Origin of the sequence: Rhabdochromatium marinum, from assembly GCF_016583795.1 — a bacterium.
GTDB lineage: Bacteria > Pseudomonadota > Gammaproteobacteria > Chromatiales > Chromatiaceae > Rhabdochromatium > Rhabdochromatium marinum.
Genome location: NZ_NRRS01000042.1, coordinates 1 through 15,535, shown reverse-complemented (window position 1 = coordinate 15,535; position 15,535 = coordinate 1). Strand labels below are relative to the sequence as shown.

The window sequence follows — 15,535 nt, the reverse complement described above, 5'->3', positions numbered from 1 at the left end:
AAAAGTGCGCAACACTGGAGTATAATCAGCGTTCAAGCATGACAAGACTCATGCAAGACCAAGCAGTCACCGCCCAACCCGCATACCAGCCAAGGGCATCTCAGACTGCCAACTCCCTCCCTTATCGGAGAGGTGCCGGAGTGGTCGAACGGGCTTGACTCGAAATCAAGTGACTCCTTACGGGGTCCGTGGGTTCGAATCCCACCCTCTCCGCCATTCAATTTAGTTGATAATCCTTAATTATCAATCATTTAATGGCGTTTAACGTAACTTCTCAATAAGTAATGGCACCCAACAAAACAAAGGTTTAGAGCAAGAAAAACCGCGCTTCTGCGCCTCAAAGGTCTTTATGCCCGATCTGTGCCAAGCCTAAACTGCTGATTTGTAATACACATATACACCTATTTGTGATTTTTTGGCTCTACCTTGGTGCTGCACCGCTGGGGGCGGTAGCGGCCGATCATCACGCGCTCAGCCACATCAATACCTACGGCTTGCTGCCGGACTACTACGTCGATCGGCCCTTCATCTGCCGCGATTGCGGTGCGGCGGAGACCTGGACGGCGGCGCAGCAAAAATGGTGGTACGAAATCGCCAAGGGGCATATCGATGCCGTTGCGGTGCGCTGTCGCCGCTGTCGTCAGCGCATTCGCCAGCAGAAACTGGCGCAGAAACAACACATGGCCGCGATGGCGGCGAGGCCACGACATCCAAACGAGGCGTTCTTTCGGCGGCGGATGCGTTTGTCCTCGAAATCGTCCGTGGATGCTCGATCCTGATCAGGATCGCCGCCGCGCCTTGATGTCCTTTATGGTTCTTTTCACCATCTTGCCAAAAGCGCGGTCTTGTGACCGACGCTCGGCGAGACTGGCGGAATTGAAACGATCCTCTGCGATCAGCTTGCGCCAGCGCCGTAGGCGCGCAGGGTCGAGGTCGCCCCCGTCGATGGCCTCGCGCACGGCGCAACCGGGCTCGGCCTCATGCTGGCAGTCGGCAAACCGGCAGTGCGCGGCCAGGGCTTCGATGTCCTCGAAGGTCTCGGCGATGCCAGAAGCGGCGTCGGTCAGCTGCAATTCGCGCATGCCTGGTGTGTCGAGCACCAGGCAGCCGCCGGGAATGCGGTGCAACGCGCGACCTGTGGTGGTATGACGTCCCTTGGCATCGTCCTCGCGGATAGCCTGGGTTGCGATGGAATCGGTGCCGATCAGGGCATTGGTCAGGGTGGATTTGCCAACGCCAGAGGATCCCAAAAAGGCCACCGTCCGCCCGGGCTGGCACCAGGGCGACAGTACCTGGCGCGGCTCATCTCCCCGCGCATCCAGCGCTACAACGGGCACATGCACCGAGATACCGCCAGCGGCGGCTATCCAGGACACGGCATCCACCGCGAGATCGGCTTTGGTCAGCACGATGACCGGGGTGATTCCGGCCTCAAAGACCAGCGCGACATAGCGCTCCAGGCGGGCTAGGTTGAAATCCTGATTGCAGGAACTGACGATGAACACCGTGTCGATGTTCGCCGCGATCAACTGCTCCTGCCGATTGGTCCCCGGCGCACGGCGTTTGATCAGGCTCTTGCGCGACAGGAGCTGGCTGGCGTGTGCTCGGGCGTGATCGAGTAACAGCCAGTCTCCCACAGTGGCGTCGGCACGCGGTGGGATCAGCCGGTCGATGTCGGGACCAACCACCTCCAGCCCACTGCGATGCACGGCCACGACGCGCACCGGCGGGGTGTCGAACAGCGCCTCCCAGCTGACTTGCTGCGCGAAAAAAGGCTCCCAGCCGAAGGCTGTGAGTGCGTGCAGCGGTGAATCGGGCGTATCAGCGCTCAGGTTGCTGGGGATCTCGGCGGGGTTGTCAGTGGTCATCGTGACGGTGTCTACCACAAGGTTTCTACCAAAAAACAGCCTGGTTCAAGGTCGGAACGCAGCGTGACGGGCTGAAAACCGACCTTGGCGTAGTATACTCTATGCGCTCACATAGCCACCGAGAAACCGGCCTATAAAGGCGACCTAGGGGCCTCAGTCCCACCAGAGAGTGAGCGCCTTTGTCTTTAGGGTGACGCGATTGGTCGCGGCATCTATCAAGGATATCGATGTGTGAGACTAGCCATGCGGCCATGGCTGTCCTGCCGACGTTGGCCGCCCAACGACCATGAAACCGCTCAGCAAAATGGCCAAATCGAGCATTCTGTTATCGGCTCGGCAGGGATTCAGACACAATCAGTACGCTTCTGCACCTTGTCGCGCGCGATACTTTGACAAGCGTTGACATCGCCCCCCCTTCGATTACAGCCTATGCTGTAACATTGAACGCTGTTGAGTCTAATCCCTGAGGCATTAAGCATGCGACAAGAACCGCTGGGGATCGCTACGCTACTCGCCGACTCGCTTGGTCGGATCGATGTTGGTGTCTGGGAGTGGCAACTGGCCGCCAACAAAGTCCTTTGGACGGCACAGATTGAAAGCATCTATGGTTTCGAGCCGGGTGAGTTCTCTAACCAGCACAGACACGACTGCAAGAGACATTGAATCAGCTGCAGCTTGCAGTCGATACCGCCAAGCTGGGCGTCTGGCGTTTGGATCCCGGAACGCAAAGAATGGATTGGAACGACCAGTTGTTGAGGATCTACGGTCTGCGCCGCGAAGAGTTCGACCGCAGCCAACAGCATCACTCAGCTGCATGCGCTGCGCCAGAGAGGGATCGAAATTGCCATCGACGATTTCGGGACGGGCTATTCGTCGCTCAGCTACTTAAAATCGTTGCCGATTGACACCTTGAAGATCGATAAGTCATTCATCCGTGATATTCCAGACGATCGCAGCGACATGGCGATCGCTGCCGCTATCGTGGCGATGGCCCGACAACTTAGACTGAAGACGCTCGCCGAAGGTGTCGAGACAGTCGCACAGGCGGACTTTCTCAAACAAGTAGGATGCCGACTGGCTCAAGGGTACCTGTTCAGCCGCCCGATCCCCTCCGATGAGGTGGCCAGTTTCATCGAGCGGAAGGCTGAGCCAGAGACCTCGAGTCTGCTGATTGACAAGGGCTGAACGGGCGATCGCGTAGCGGTCTGCTTGCTGATATGTGGCACACCAAATCATCAACAGACCAAGTTTCGGGACTGCCTTCAATCTTGCTGGAGACCCAACCATGCCCCTGCGCGACAACGGCGGAAGATGGAACGAGCGCCATCGCCGCAACGCCCTGCTGCTGATCTTTCTGCTGCTGATCCTAGGGATCGCGGCCATCGGTTGGAGTGCCGAGGGCTTTCTGCGCCGCGACATCCGCGCCGACACCCACGAAAAACTCACGGCGATCGCCGCGCTCAAGGCCGATCAGATCCAGCGCTGGCTCGCCGACAGACGCAAGAGTCTACAGGCGCTGTCCGGTTCACCGACGTTCCTGGCCACGCTCGAGGAGGCGCTCGACCCCGCCACACCGGAGCCGGCGCGGCGGACCGCCGAGGCCCGGGTGACGGCTCGACTTGAGGGCATGCGCCAAGCGAATGACTATGTCTCCATCCTGCTGCTTGATGAGCGCGCCCAGATCCGGCTCGGCGTCGGCTTGGCCGAGCCCCCGGCCGACTGGTCCGCGCTCATCGCGGCCCATCGCACGTCGGGCATACACCTGCAGGACTTCGTCCGTGCGCCGACAGCGGACGGGATCGGACGCATCGAACTTGGCCTCTTCACACGTCTGGAGCAAACCGCTGCCGCGCCGCTCTGGCTCTATTTGCGCATCGACCCTGAGCGCTTCCTCTACCCGCTGATCCAGTGCTGGCCGGTGCCGAGCGAGAGCGCCGAGACCCTGCTGATCCGCCGCGAGGGCGATGCGGTGGTCTTTCTCAACAGGCTGCGCCATCGCCCCGACACCGCGCTGCGCCTGCGCCTGTCAATGCAGCAGACGACCCTGCCCGCCGCTCAAGTCCTTGCCGGACGCGAAGGCATCTTCGCTGGACGCGATTACCGGGACGTGCCAGTGCTGAGCGTACTGCGCCCGATCGCCGGCACGCCCTGGGCCATGGTCGCCAAGGTCGATCGGGAGGAGGCCTACGCCACCCTGGTGACCTTGCGGGCTATGGCGATGCGAGCGCTTGTCGCCTTCATCCTGATCGGCGCCTTGGCGTTGTGGCTGTGGTGGCACGGCCAGCGCCAGGCACGCCGCGCCGAGTTGCTCGAGCGCGACCTGCAACAGCAGCGCCTCGCCGAGCGCGTCGACTATCTCAGCCGCTATGCCAACGACGCCATCCTGCTGATTGATGCCGAGAACAAGGTGCTAGAGGCCAACGAGCGCGCTCTGAGCCAGTATGGCTATAGCCGTCAGGCATTTCGCCAGCTGCGCCTCGACGACCTACGCGCGCCGGGCGAGAGCGAGCGCCTGGCGCCCCTCTGGGCGGAGCTGCCGCAACGCGATTCGCTGGTCTACGAGGTGCTGCACCAGCGCCAGAACGGCTCGGTCTTTCCGGTTGAGTGCAGCGTGCGGCGTATCGCGCGGGGCTCGACCCTGGTCTACCAGGAGATCATCCGCGATATCACCGCGCGCAAACGCACCGAGGAGGCGTTGCATGAGCAAGAGCAGATGCTCAACGATATGAGCACCATGGCACACATCGGCGGCTGGCGTTTCGACCCGGCCACCGGCCAGGGCAGCTGGACGCCGGAATGTGCCCGCATTCACGACCTGCCGGAGGATGCGCCCATTGATGTCGCCGCCGGGGTCGGCTACTACAGGGGTGAACACCGACAAACCATCGAGACGGCGGTGCGAGCCGCCAGCGAGGAGGGCCGCCCCTACGACCTGGAACTCGAGCTCGTCTCCGCCATCGGGCAGCGCAAATGGGTCCGCATCATCGGCCACCCGGTGCTGGAGCAGGGACGTGTGGCCCGGGTCTTTGGGGCTATTCAGGACATCACCGAGCACAAGCGCGTCGAACAGGCGTTGCGCGAAGCGCACAACACCCGTGAGGCGGTCCTCCAGAGCATGAACGACGGCTTGGTGATCGCCACCCCTGCAGGCATGGTCATCGACGTCAATCCAGCCGCCCTGCGCCTGCACGGCTTCAGCCGCAAGGACGAGGCGCTGCGCATACTCGCCGAGTATGTCGACGTCTTCGAGGTGCGCGACCTCGCCGGCGAAGAGCAACCGCCCGAGCGCTGGCCGATCTCCCTGGCCTTCCAAGGCGAGACCTTTACCCATCACGAGCTGCAGGTGCGCCGACGCGACACTGGCCAGACCTTTATCGGCAGCTACAGCGGTGCTCCGGTGTGCGATCCTCAGGGCCAGCTGCTGTTTGGCATCGTCACCATTCGCGATATTACCGCGCAGAAGCACGCCGAGGAGCAGGTCCGTCAGCTCGCCTTTTACGACCCGCTCACCGGACTGGCCAATCGACGCCTGCTCGAAGAGCGGCTTGCGGTGGCCCAGGCTCAGATGAAGCGTCAAGGCACCTGCCTCGCGTTGATGGTGCTCGACCTCGACCACTTCAAGGAAATCAACGACGCGCTTGGCCATGCCACCGGGGATGCCCTGCTGGTGGAGGTGGCAAGGCGGATGCGCGACGCGGTGCGCGCCACCGATACGGTGGCGCGCGCCGGCGGCGACGAGTTCATCCTCGTTCTCTCCGACGTGGAGCCCAAGGGTGCCGCCCACGTGGCAGAAAAGCTGGTCGCGCGTCTCTCCGAGCCCTTGTATCTGGAGAAGCAGACGCTCAGCGTTAGCTGTAGCCTCGGCATTACGCTCTCAACCGGAGACGGGGACACCGCCGACGCGCTGATCACGCGCGCCGACACCGCCATGTACCGAGCCAAGCAGGCCGGGCGCAACCGCTATCAATTCTTCACCGAGGAGATGCAGCGTGAGGCGATGCGGGTGATGACCTTGGAGTGCCAACTACGCCAAGCGATCGCAGGAGGAGAACTGTGTTTGCACTACCAGCCGCAGATCGAGCTGACCAGCAACCGACCGATTGGACTCGAGGCCCTGGTGCGCTGGACACATGCCACTCGCGGGCTACTGGAGGCGTACGCCTTCGTGCCGGTCGCCGAGCGGAGCGACCTGATCCAGGCGCTCAGCACCTGGGTGGTTCTGGCCGTGATTGAGCAGTTGCTGGCCTGGCATCGAGCCGGGTTGCCGCTACTGCCGGTGACACTCAATCTGTCCGCCAAGCAGTTTCAGCATCACGAGTGGCGTTACGCACTGAGCGCGCAGCTGCGCACCTTGCTCGCCGAGAAGCGTCTCGATCCCGCGCTGCTCGAACTCGAGATTACCGAGAACACGCTGCTGGAAGGGGGCAATGAGACCCACGCCCTGCTGCGGGAGTTGCACATACTTGGCGTACGCCTAAGCCTGGATGACTTCGGGACCGGTTATTCCTGTCTGCGGACGCTGACGAGCTTTCCCGTTGACCGACTCAAAATCGATCAATCCTTTGTGCACACTGCACCCGAACAGCCCAAACAGGCTGCCGTTATTGAGACCATCCTTGCACTGGGGCGTCATCTGAAACTCGAGGTGATCGCCGAAGGGGTGGAGACGGAAGTGCAGCTCGAAGCGTTGCGACAATTGGGCTGCCGTCAGGCGCAGGGATACTATTTCAGCCGGCCATTGCCGCCCGAGCAGGTTGAGACTTGGCTACGGCGGGCGACCTAGCGCTCGGCGTGCGTTCGTCCCGCATGCGGGACGCGCGGATGGCTTGATCGTCACACTCCCAAATTTCATATCGCCATATATCTACTTCATCTCCTTGACGTCGTTACTTGCAGCTTCTAGACTCACGTTATCCGCACGCTCAGGGGGATCGCCATGTCCATTTCCATAGCCTATTTCGTCAGTTACTCCCATGCCGACAAGCGACTGGCGCACCGCTTGCTCGACCTTATCCAGCCGAGGCTGGCAATCCAGAAAGGTTTCTCCTTTTCGCAATGGATCGATAACGCCATTGATCCAGGTCAGCACTGGAGCGATGAGATCAGCACAGCGCTCGCGACCTGCGATTTCGGTCTGATGCTGATCTCGCCGAGCTTCTTGGCCAGCGGATTCATCCGTACTGAAGAGCTTCCAGTCTTCATCGAGCAGGTCCGTTCGGGGACAAGTCTGACACACACTCGCGTTCGCAAACCCCTGGTGCCGGTCATGCTGGAGCAGGTTCCCTTGGACGGCACCGCAGATCTGTCTGGGCTGGAGCAGATTCAGATTTTTCGTGACCGGGACGGTCGCAGCTTCGCGACAACACGCGGACCGAACAGCACGGCCTTCGCGGACCAACTCGTCTCCGCTATCACCACCAAGCTCCGGCGTCTAAATTCCGCCGCAGTTCCCTAGGCGGCCGGGATACCAGGATCCCGCAGCATTGGCCCAGGTGATCGTCTCTGCGGCGCACTTGGACGTTTCAGTCTGACTTTGAGATCAACGCCCTCATGAACAGCCTTCTCGACCCAGCCCCCAGAGACAGCGTCGCTCATTGGTTAGGGCTGTTGAATCCGCATCTCTCTGCTCTGAGCCGCAACCGTCTCGCTAAGCTGAAGGCCCTGATCGTCGACGACGGGCGCATTCCGTACGATGCCGCTTACAGGGCGCTCTTCCCGGACAGCCTGGCGGACCAGATGGCAAAAACGCGTGCGGACAAGCAGTTCAAGAAGTTCCGCGACACCCTCTCCGCCATCGCCGAAGAGCACGGCATTCACTTTGAACTGAAAGTTGACCAAAGACGCAAGGCAGCTCCCTCGGATCGGCGGCTCTGGTTCGTCACGCCCGATGACAGCGAAGAGCGCATCGCCCACTTTAGCGAACGCGCGATCGATAGCCTAGGCACACGCCTCGATGAGCCGCTGGAGCAATATGCCGCCGTCCAGTCGGAGCGGCCCGAGCCGCTGGTACCTGTCATCTACGCCGAGATGGACCGAGATAAAGCGCGCGAGTTTCTGAAGGGTCTGGGGGTCTACTTAAAGAGCGCCAACTTCGACGCACGGCTTCAGGACATCCGCGATGTGACGGCCGGCGAGCACACCCTTATGACCCGCAAGGACTGGCTTGAGCAGGCGCGGCTCATCCTCTTTCTGGTCAGTCCCGGCTTGATTGCCGAGCTTAAAAGCGAGCCGATGGGGATCCCTGAGGGACCTCGTCTCTTACCGCTCGGACTGATTCCAGTCCCAGCGGAGCATCTGGAAGGCACACCGCTCTCGCATCTTGAGCTATTCACTGACGGAGATACCAAGACCTGGAGCGAGCGCAGTGGCCCTCAGCGCGAGAGGTGGCTGAGTTCGGCCGCAACGGCGATTCGCGACGCGATGCGCAGCAGATCGGGAAGGCATGCGGACTGTGAGCAGACCTTCGAAACCCTCTGCCGCTGGCGAACCGAGGTGGATACCGTCCACTTCGTCGATCCCCTGGCCACGACAGGCACCGAATCGGAGGGCGCCCCCGCACTGCCGCTACTCCTCAAGTGGCTGCGTGATCCGAAGCAGGACGTCTTCTGTGCCATCTTCGGCGAGCTTGGCATGGGTAAGACCACCCTGTGCCAGCAGCTCACCGCCAGTCTCCTGGATCTAAGACGCAAGGGCGAGCGCCTGCCCCTTCCGCTCTACCTGGATCTGCGAGCGGTGAACAGCATGCGGTGGAACTGGGACGACGGCTTGCCGCCGCTGGACGACATGCTGGCGCAACTGATCGCGTCCAACTACAACCTGCCAGCCGGTCAGGAGCCTCCGGATGTCGCCCAAATAAAGCGCTTAGCACAGGAACGCGGCGGGCTTGTCATCTTCGATGGACTGGACGAGGTCATGAACCGGCTGACGCCTCCGCAGTGCCGCCAGTTCATCCAGACGCTCTGGAGCATCCTGCCGCCAGCGGTCTGGAAGCGGCCGCGCAACGCCGGCCCCGATTGGCGCCGCGCACCAGGGGTTGGGCGATTGGTCATGAGCTGCCGCAGCCATTTCTTTCAGACGCTCAAGGACCAGCTCAGTTTCTTCGACGGTGAGCAGCGCGCCTCCGTTAACGCGGGCGACTACCTCTGGCTGACGCTGCTGCCATTCGGTGCCGACCAGGTCGAGGCCTATTTTCGCCAGGTCTTCGCAAAGAACCCAGAGCGTGCAGACCAAGCCATCGGCTTGATTGACCAGGTCCACGATCTGCGCCAGCTCGGTAGCCGACCTTACAACCTGAGACTGATTCAGGAGCAGGTTGACGAACTGGAGGCCAAGCAGCGTACTGGCGAATCGGTCGATATCGCCGATCTCTACGAGGGCATGATTGGCCAGTGGCTGCGTCGCGACGACCCCAAGCACCGTCTCAAGCGGGAGCACAAGCTCGTCCTGATGGAGCGCCTGGCCCACAGACTCTGGTCCGGCGGTCAGAGCGACATGAGCTTCGACGACCTGGAAACTTGGCTCGTCGATCAACTACTCGCGGATCCGCGCTGGGAGCGGGTCGAGTACCGAGCCTACCTCAACCGCGACGACGGCCCCGCCGTGCTCCAGGAGGACCTCCGCAACGCCAGCTTCGTCGTGCGCGAGGGCGAAGACCGTTTTCGCTTCGCGCACACCTCCATCATGGAGTTCTTCCTGGCGCGAGCGCTGCACCGCGCACTGACCACTGGCGCCAGAGAGCCGGCCGCGCTAGAAGACTGGGCCGTGCCGACGCCGAGCTCAGAGACACTGGACTTTCTCGGTGGACTTATCTCCCGGCGCAACACCGACCCCTGCCTAGCTGGACTCGCAGCGATCCGCGCGCGCTACCGCCCGCGCGCCAGCGAGCTGGCCCTGGCCTATGCACTGCGAGCCGCTGCACAGGGCTTCGCAGGCGACACCTGCTCCGGGTTCCAACTCCAGGGCGCGAGGCTGGTGTTTCAGCACTGGCAGGGACGGCCCGGCCGTCACTTGGATTGGCGCGGCAGCGACTTCTCCGGCACCGAACTGCGTGGCGGACATTTCGGAGACTGCGATTTCACCGACTGCATCTTCGACAAAAGCGACCTCACCGCCGCCTTGTTCGATCGCTGCCGACTGGACCACATCTCGGCCGCACAACCAAACCTGACAGGTACCGTCGTACATGACTGCTCCACGGACGCGGCAACGCTGAGCCGAACCAGGCTCTATCACACTCAATGGCTCGATCGCCTGCCACTGGGGTTGTCCGACTCGACCGGCGGCGCTCCACCGGATCTCTTTATCGCCACTGGCAAGGCCGCCATCCGGGGCGCCAGTCCAACCGCCGTCGCTGGCCACAGCACGATGATCACGGTGACCCTTGCCTCGCCAGACAGTGGTTGGCTGGCCTCGGGCGGCGCTGATGGCCGGGTGCTGCTGTGGGATCCGGCCAGCGGGCGGGAGCTGCACCGCCTGGAGGGCCATGGTGGATTGGTCCGTGCGCTGGTGGTCGCGCCCAACGGTGCCTGGCTGGCCTCGGGCGGAGATGATGGCCGGGTGCGGCTGTGGGATCCGGCCAGCGGGCGGGAACTGCATCGCCTGGCGGGCCATGGCGACTCGGTCACTGCACTGGCGGTCGCGCCCGATGGCGCCTGGCTGGCCTCGAGCGGAGCCGATGGCTGGGTGGGGCTCTGGGATCCGGCCAGCGGGCAGGAGCTGCACCGCTTGGAGGGGCATGGCGGCTCGGTCCGTGCGCTGGCGGTCGCGCCCGATGGCGCCTGGGTGGCTTCGGGCGGAGCCGATGGCTCGGTGCGGCTCTGGGATCCGGCCAGCGGGCGGGAGTTGCACCGCTTGGCGGGCCATGGCGGCTTGGTTCGTGCGCTGGCGGTCGCGCCCGATGGCACCTGGCTGGCCTCGAGCGGAGCCGATGGCTGGGTGTGGCTCTGGGATCCGGTCAGCGGGCGGGAGCTGCACCGCTTGGAGGGCCATGGCGGCTCGGTCCGTGCGCTGCACCGCTTGGAGGGCCATGGCGGCTCGGTCCGTGCGCTGGCGGTCGCGCCCGATGGCGCCTGGGTAGCTTCGGGCGGAGCCGATGGCTGGGTACGGCTCTGGGATCCGGCCAGCGGGCGGGAGTTGCACCGCCTGGCGGGCCATGGCGGCTCGGTCCGTGCACTGGCGGTCTCGCCCGATGGCGCCTGGCTGGCCTCGGGCGAAGACGATGGCCGGGTGGGGCTCTGGGATCCGACCAGCGGGCGGAAACTGCACCGCCTGGCGGGCCATCACGGCTGGGTCAGCGCGCTGGCGATCGCGCCCGACGGGGGCTGGCTAGCCTCGGGCGCAATCGATGGCCGGGTGCGGCTCTGGGATCCGGCCAGCGGACGGGAGCTGCACCGCCTGGCGGGCCATCACCGCTGGGTCCGTGCGCTGGCGGTCGCGCCCAACGGCGCCTGGGTAGCCTCGGGCGGAGCCGATGGCCGGGTGCGGCTCTGGGATCCGGCCAGCGGACGGGAGCTGCATCGCCTGGCGGGCCATCACGGCTGGGTCAGAGCGCTGGCGGTCGCGCCCGACGGGAGCTGGCTGGCTTCGAGCGGAGTCGGTGGTCGGGTGTTGATCTGGGATCCGACCAGCGGACAGGAGCTGCACCGCCTGGAGGGCTATCACGACTTGGTCCTTGCGCTGGCGGTCTCGCCCGATGGGAGCTGGCTAGCCTCGAGCGGAGACGATGGTCGGGTGGGGCTCTGGGATCCAACGAGCGGACGGGAGTTGCACCGCCTGGAGGGCCATCGCGGCTGGGTCAGCGCGCTGGCGGCCGCGCCCGATGGGAGCTGGCTGGCCTTGGGCGGAGACGATGGCCGGGTGGGACTCTGGGATCCAATGAGCGGACGGGAGCTGTACCGCCTGGAGGGCCATCGCAGCTTGGTCAGCGCGCTAGCGGTCGCGCCTGATAGAAGCTGGCTGGCCTCGGGCGGAGACGATGGTCAGGTGTTGCTCTGGGATCCGACGAGCGGACGGGAGCTGTACCGCCTGGAGGGCCATCGCAGCTTGGTTAGAGCGCTGGCGGTCGCGCCCGACGGGAGCTGGCTGGCCTCGGGCGGAGACGATGGTCGGGTGTTGCTCTGGGATCCGACGAGCGGACGGGAGCTGTACTGCCTGGAGGGCCAGCGCGGCTGGGTCAGCGCGCTGGCGGTCGCGCCCGATGGGGGCTCACTGACATTGGCCGGATCGGACGGCCTGATTCGCCGCTGGACTCTGCCCACTGATGGCGGTTGCCCCATGTACGATCTTGCAATTGAGCTACTTCCTAAAGCCAACTGGGTCGTCTGGCAAGACCCCGATAGCCCTGGCCGCCGATGGGTTCACTGGAGCCCCGGCGCTTGGCGCTGGCTTGGCTGGCACGCCTCCTTGCCGGATGGAAAGCACTGGATCAATTACCCGATGGATGCCTTTCAAGCGGACAGCGCGGCCCCTAGTGAGCCCGGGACTTCCGCATCCTAGAACAGCTTGCGGAGCGTTTCAGCTTGGCTGGCCTCGCTGATGCGAAGGACCACCTTCTGGGGCGCATACCAACTCTCCGTCACGCCCAGGTGGTGTGAAACAGGTACCTTCCACGCTCTTACCCCTGCGCCCGGTAAATTGGCAGACGGCGCCCTCTAGTTGGTCGGCGCAGGCATCAAACGCTTCGGGTGGGGGGCCGTGACGTTGGCCACCCTGGGAATCGGGTTGGGCCTGAGCGAATGGCGCAGCCAGGTACAGCGTGCAAGCCAACACCAGGGTAGTGCGTCGAGCGGTTTGTCTGAGACTCATGAAAATGCTCCGAGTTTGGTTGAAGTACGAATAAGACTAGCCAGCGAATCAGGAGCGGCTGTGAGCAAACTGTGTAGAAATTGTGTGGTTGATGGCTCAGTACAGTGCATTTCGTAACTTCTCAATAAGTCACGGCCCACCCGAAGCGGCCAAGGCCCGTTCGCGCATGATCTCTGGCAAGGGCGGGATGTCTCCGACCTGTCCGATGCGGTCGTTGAGGTAGTCCCAGAAGGAAATCCCGAGCTTGCGGCAGGTCTTCTTGAGACTGGCAAAGGTGTCTCGGCAGCGGCGTCCCAGATCGCTGCGGGTTCCGCCGCTGATGTTGCGCCATTTGACGTAACCCCGGATGTCGTTCTCGCTGCCGTTGGTGTGCAGCGGGATGTCCGGGCGCAGGAGCACCAGCAGACAGAGATGGCCGGCGTCGAAGCGGCGCTGACCGCCATCCAATGTCATCCGAGCGACATCGACGAGCTGAGCGCCTCGCGCCTGCTGCTCTGAGCCCGAGAAACGGTGGAGACTGTGTCACGACCATGGTGGTAAGCCACTGGCACTTCGCACCCTATTCGCGGCTGCCATTCGGGCTCATCCTCAAACCGATGTCGGCAAGGAGGGTTTGAATCAGGCGTTCTTCTTCGATGACCTGCCCGCGACCCTGCATGGCGCGGCTGAGTTCCGGGTCCCAGGAGGCGTTGACCAAGTCATCGGTTAAAGCCTTGCCCGAATCCGCCGCTTCCAGATAATCCGCTGCGCCCATGCGCCAAGGGCGCGCGCCGTGGCGGTTGATGATGCCGTTGGCGATGCGGATACCGGACCAGTCGAAGTCACCGTGGTATCTGAGCCGGCCCCCGGCCCCGACGAGTTGAGCCAGCAGCGTGGTGACCGCCGCGCTGGGCTGGCCTCGGGTGCAGATCAATGGGGCGCAATTCGGACCCAAGGCATGCGCGGCTTCGGCGATGACGGCGGGGTTCTCGCAGATGGAGATCGGGGTCGTACCTGGGGTCCAGATCGGCGGATCTTGCAAGAGCTGCCTCAGAGTGAGGTAGAGCGGTTCTCCGCTGCCGGCGGCGGCATTGATGATGGACGCGGTTGCGCCGCCCCCGTCAACGCTCAGGTTTAGAACTAAGGCCATGCTCGTGATTCCACCGCCGACCAAAATACCGGCAGCTGCCCAAAGCTCGTCGGTGGAAGACGTCTGATCGTCGATGCAAAGGGCGCGTTTTACCAGGGTGGCCACGGGTTGACCGTCATCCAGCCCGTGGGCATCGCCGAGGCAGTTGGCCGCCAGTGTGCTCAAGGTCTTGCCCCGTTGCGGGAGACATTGGAGAACACTCAACCTAAAAAGAGCAGTTCCCACCCCTCGCGAGCGGTTTTTCGCTCCCGATTACGGGCATCTGGGGGGCACTGAATCGGCTACGCCGGCGCAGGCAGGGTGTCCGGCGGGCGCAATTGACGCCCATTGAGAAACTTTTCCAGTGCCCGAGACAGAATTCGGTACCACCGCTGGAGCGGAGTCAACTGCTCCGCAGTTGTGCGCAGGAATTGGAAGAACGCCGCCAGGTCGCGGCAGGTGGCTTCGACCCAGCCGGCTTGTGAATGCGGATGGGTAATGGTCAGGTGCGTTTGTCCGGCATGGCGGGTGAGTCGTGCCGGGGCGGATAACAGCAGTGGGCGCGAGGTGATCGCCTCGGTATGCTGCTTGGGGTTGGCGGTGCGAACAAACAGACTCCACCAGTTATAAACCAGCGCATTGGCGCGCGCCAACAGGCGGCAACGGTGAATGTCTTGGGTGGTGAAACCACCCCAACCCCAGTGATTTTTGAGCTCATCAAAGGGATTTTCCGCATCCGCGCGGTCGCGATAGAGCTGCGCGACGGTGAGAATCTCATGAGCCAGCGAGGTGATCAGCACGGCGTATTCATAGACCACCGTCTCCTCGACCAATTCCGCGAAGCTCAGTTGTAATTGATNGCATCCGCGCGGTCGCGATAGAGCTGCGCGACGGTGAGAATCTCATTAGCCAGCGAGGTGATCAGCACGGCGTATTCATAGACCACCGTCTCCTCGACCAATTCCGCGAAGCTCAGTTGTAATTGATCGGGGTTGCGCTCATCGACCACCGCTAAGTCGCCTTTAATCCGCCGCCGCAGCACAATGGCGCGGCGATGCCGCCCCCAGCCCTGGAGGCGCAGCGGGGTCTCCGCCCCTTCCCAGCCCTGGCCGGCTTCGCACCAGTCGGCCTCGCGCATTAGCCGCTCAATGCTTTGCTTGACGCCCTTGGTCAAGCGCAGCTTGAACAGCAACGGCACCCCTTCCTGTTCGGCGCGGGCCATGTTGGCTTCGGTGCCCCAGTCACGATCGCCGCGGATCAGCGATGGCCACAGCGGACGCGGCAGCCGATCCAGCAGTTCCCACAATCCCGGGGCACTGTATTTCGAGGCGTTCTGGTTGCCGGGCTTGACCTCGACGTCAAGAATGAGACGCAAGCCGGCAACGAAATAGGTGTGATCCTAGAAAGAGCAGATGCTCGCCTGCCATAATCGGCTAACCGACTGAAATATTAGCTGAAGGAGGCGCTGATGAACGAATTATCCGCTCACCCTACGGGTGAAGGTTCGAAGCAGGCGCTGGTGCCGCACGCCGGCCCCGTTCCCGTGACGACCTTTGGTGGCCGTGTGCACGTAGAATGGGACCCTCAGGCCGCCGTCACGCCGTTTGGTCAATTACCGTTCTTTATCGACAGCAATTCCCGCTGACCTCTGTGGCGAGCGGTTGCGATGGCCCCGATCCGCCGTTGAAAATCAACCGGCACGCGAACACCTCGCGACAAAGAAGCGCTGTGGTACGCCCGGCTTGTTCTCACCCTC

The 15,535-nt window shown here is 63.1% G+C and carries 10 protein-coding genes and 1 tRNA gene; 8 read left to right on the top strand and 3 right to left on the bottom strand.

Going from position 1 to position 15,535, the window contains the following annotated elements:
* Positions 1–126 precede the first annotated feature (126 nt).
* Positions 127–216, top strand: a tRNA-Ser gene (locus CKO36_RS12160).
* 191 nt (positions 217–407) lie between these two features.
* Complete coding sequence (locus CKO36_RS12155; RefSeq protein ID WP_338053475.1) at positions 408–779, top strand: zinc-ribbon domain containing protein; 372 nt, start codon at positions 408–410, stop codon at positions 777–779.
* On the opposite strand, the gene rsgA is transcribed toward CKO36_RS12155, so the two are convergent.
* Positions 780–1,868, bottom strand: a complete 1,089-nt coding sequence (gene rsgA, locus CKO36_RS12150) for a ribosome small subunit-dependent GTPase A (protein WP_200284329.1) — start codon at positions 1,866–1,868, stop codon at positions 780–782.
* A gap of 477 nt (positions 1,869–2,345) precedes the next feature.
* Here rsgA and CKO36_RS12145 point away from each other — a divergent pair, with 477 nt between their 5' ends.
* The 5 genes from CKO36_RS12145 to CKO36_RS12120 all read left to right on the top strand — a co-directional run bounded on the left by CKO36_RS12145 (position 2,346) and on the right by CKO36_RS12120 (position 12,362).
* Entirely contained in the window at positions 2,346–2,531 is a 186-nt protein-coding gene (locus CKO36_RS12145; RefSeq protein ID WP_200284328.1) for a hypothetical protein, read from the top strand.
* 138 nt (positions 2,532–2,669) lie between these two features.
* A complete protein-coding gene (locus CKO36_RS12135) occupies positions 2,670–3,053 on the top strand; it encodes an EAL domain-containing protein (protein ID WP_200284345.1) in 384 nt (127 codons plus the stop codon).
* Between the two features lie 100 nt (positions 3,054–3,153).
* Positions 3,154–6,651, top strand: coding sequence for an EAL domain-containing protein (locus CKO36_RS12130; RefSeq protein WP_200284326.1), 3,498 nt, complete (start codon positions 3,154–3,156; stop codon positions 6,649–6,651).
* 153 nt (positions 6,652–6,804) lie between these two features.
* The gene (locus CKO36_RS12125; protein ID WP_200284325.1) at positions 6,805–7,323 is read left to right on the top strand and encodes a toll/interleukin-1 receptor domain-containing protein; all 519 of its coding nucleotides are present in this window, start codon (positions 6,805–6,807) and stop codon (positions 7,321–7,323) included.
* Between the two features lie 95 nt (positions 7,324–7,418).
* Positions 7,419–12,362 (top strand): NACHT and WD40 repeat domain-containing protein, encoded by a 4,944-nt coding sequence (locus CKO36_RS12120; RefSeq protein WP_200284324.1) that lies wholly within the window; start codon positions 7,419–7,421, stop codon positions 12,360–12,362.
* Positions 12,363–12,800: 438 nt separating this feature from the next.
* On the opposite strand, the gene CKO36_RS12115 is transcribed toward CKO36_RS12120, so the two are convergent.
* The gene (locus CKO36_RS12115; protein ID WP_242469570.1) at positions 12,801–13,124 is read right to left on the bottom strand and encodes a hypothetical protein; all 324 of its coding nucleotides are present in this window, start codon (positions 13,122–13,124) and stop codon (positions 12,801–12,803) included.
* Between the two features lie 106 nt (positions 13,125–13,230).
* On the bottom strand, positions 13,231–14,025 hold the full coding sequence (locus CKO36_RS12110; RefSeq protein WP_338053474.1) for a TIGR02679 family protein: 795 nt from the start codon (positions 14,023–14,025) through the stop codon (positions 13,231–13,233).
* 1,222 nt (positions 14,026–15,247) lie between these two features.
* On the opposite strand from CKO36_RS12110, the gene CKO36_RS12095 reads away from it, so the two are divergent.
* Positions 15,248–15,424 carry a hypothetical protein gene (locus CKO36_RS12095; protein ID WP_200284322.1) on the top strand — a complete coding sequence of 59 codons (177 nt, stop codon included), beginning with the start codon at positions 15,248–15,250 and terminating at the stop codon, positions 15,422–15,424.
* The last annotated feature ends 111 nt before the right edge of the window (positions 15,425–15,535 follow it).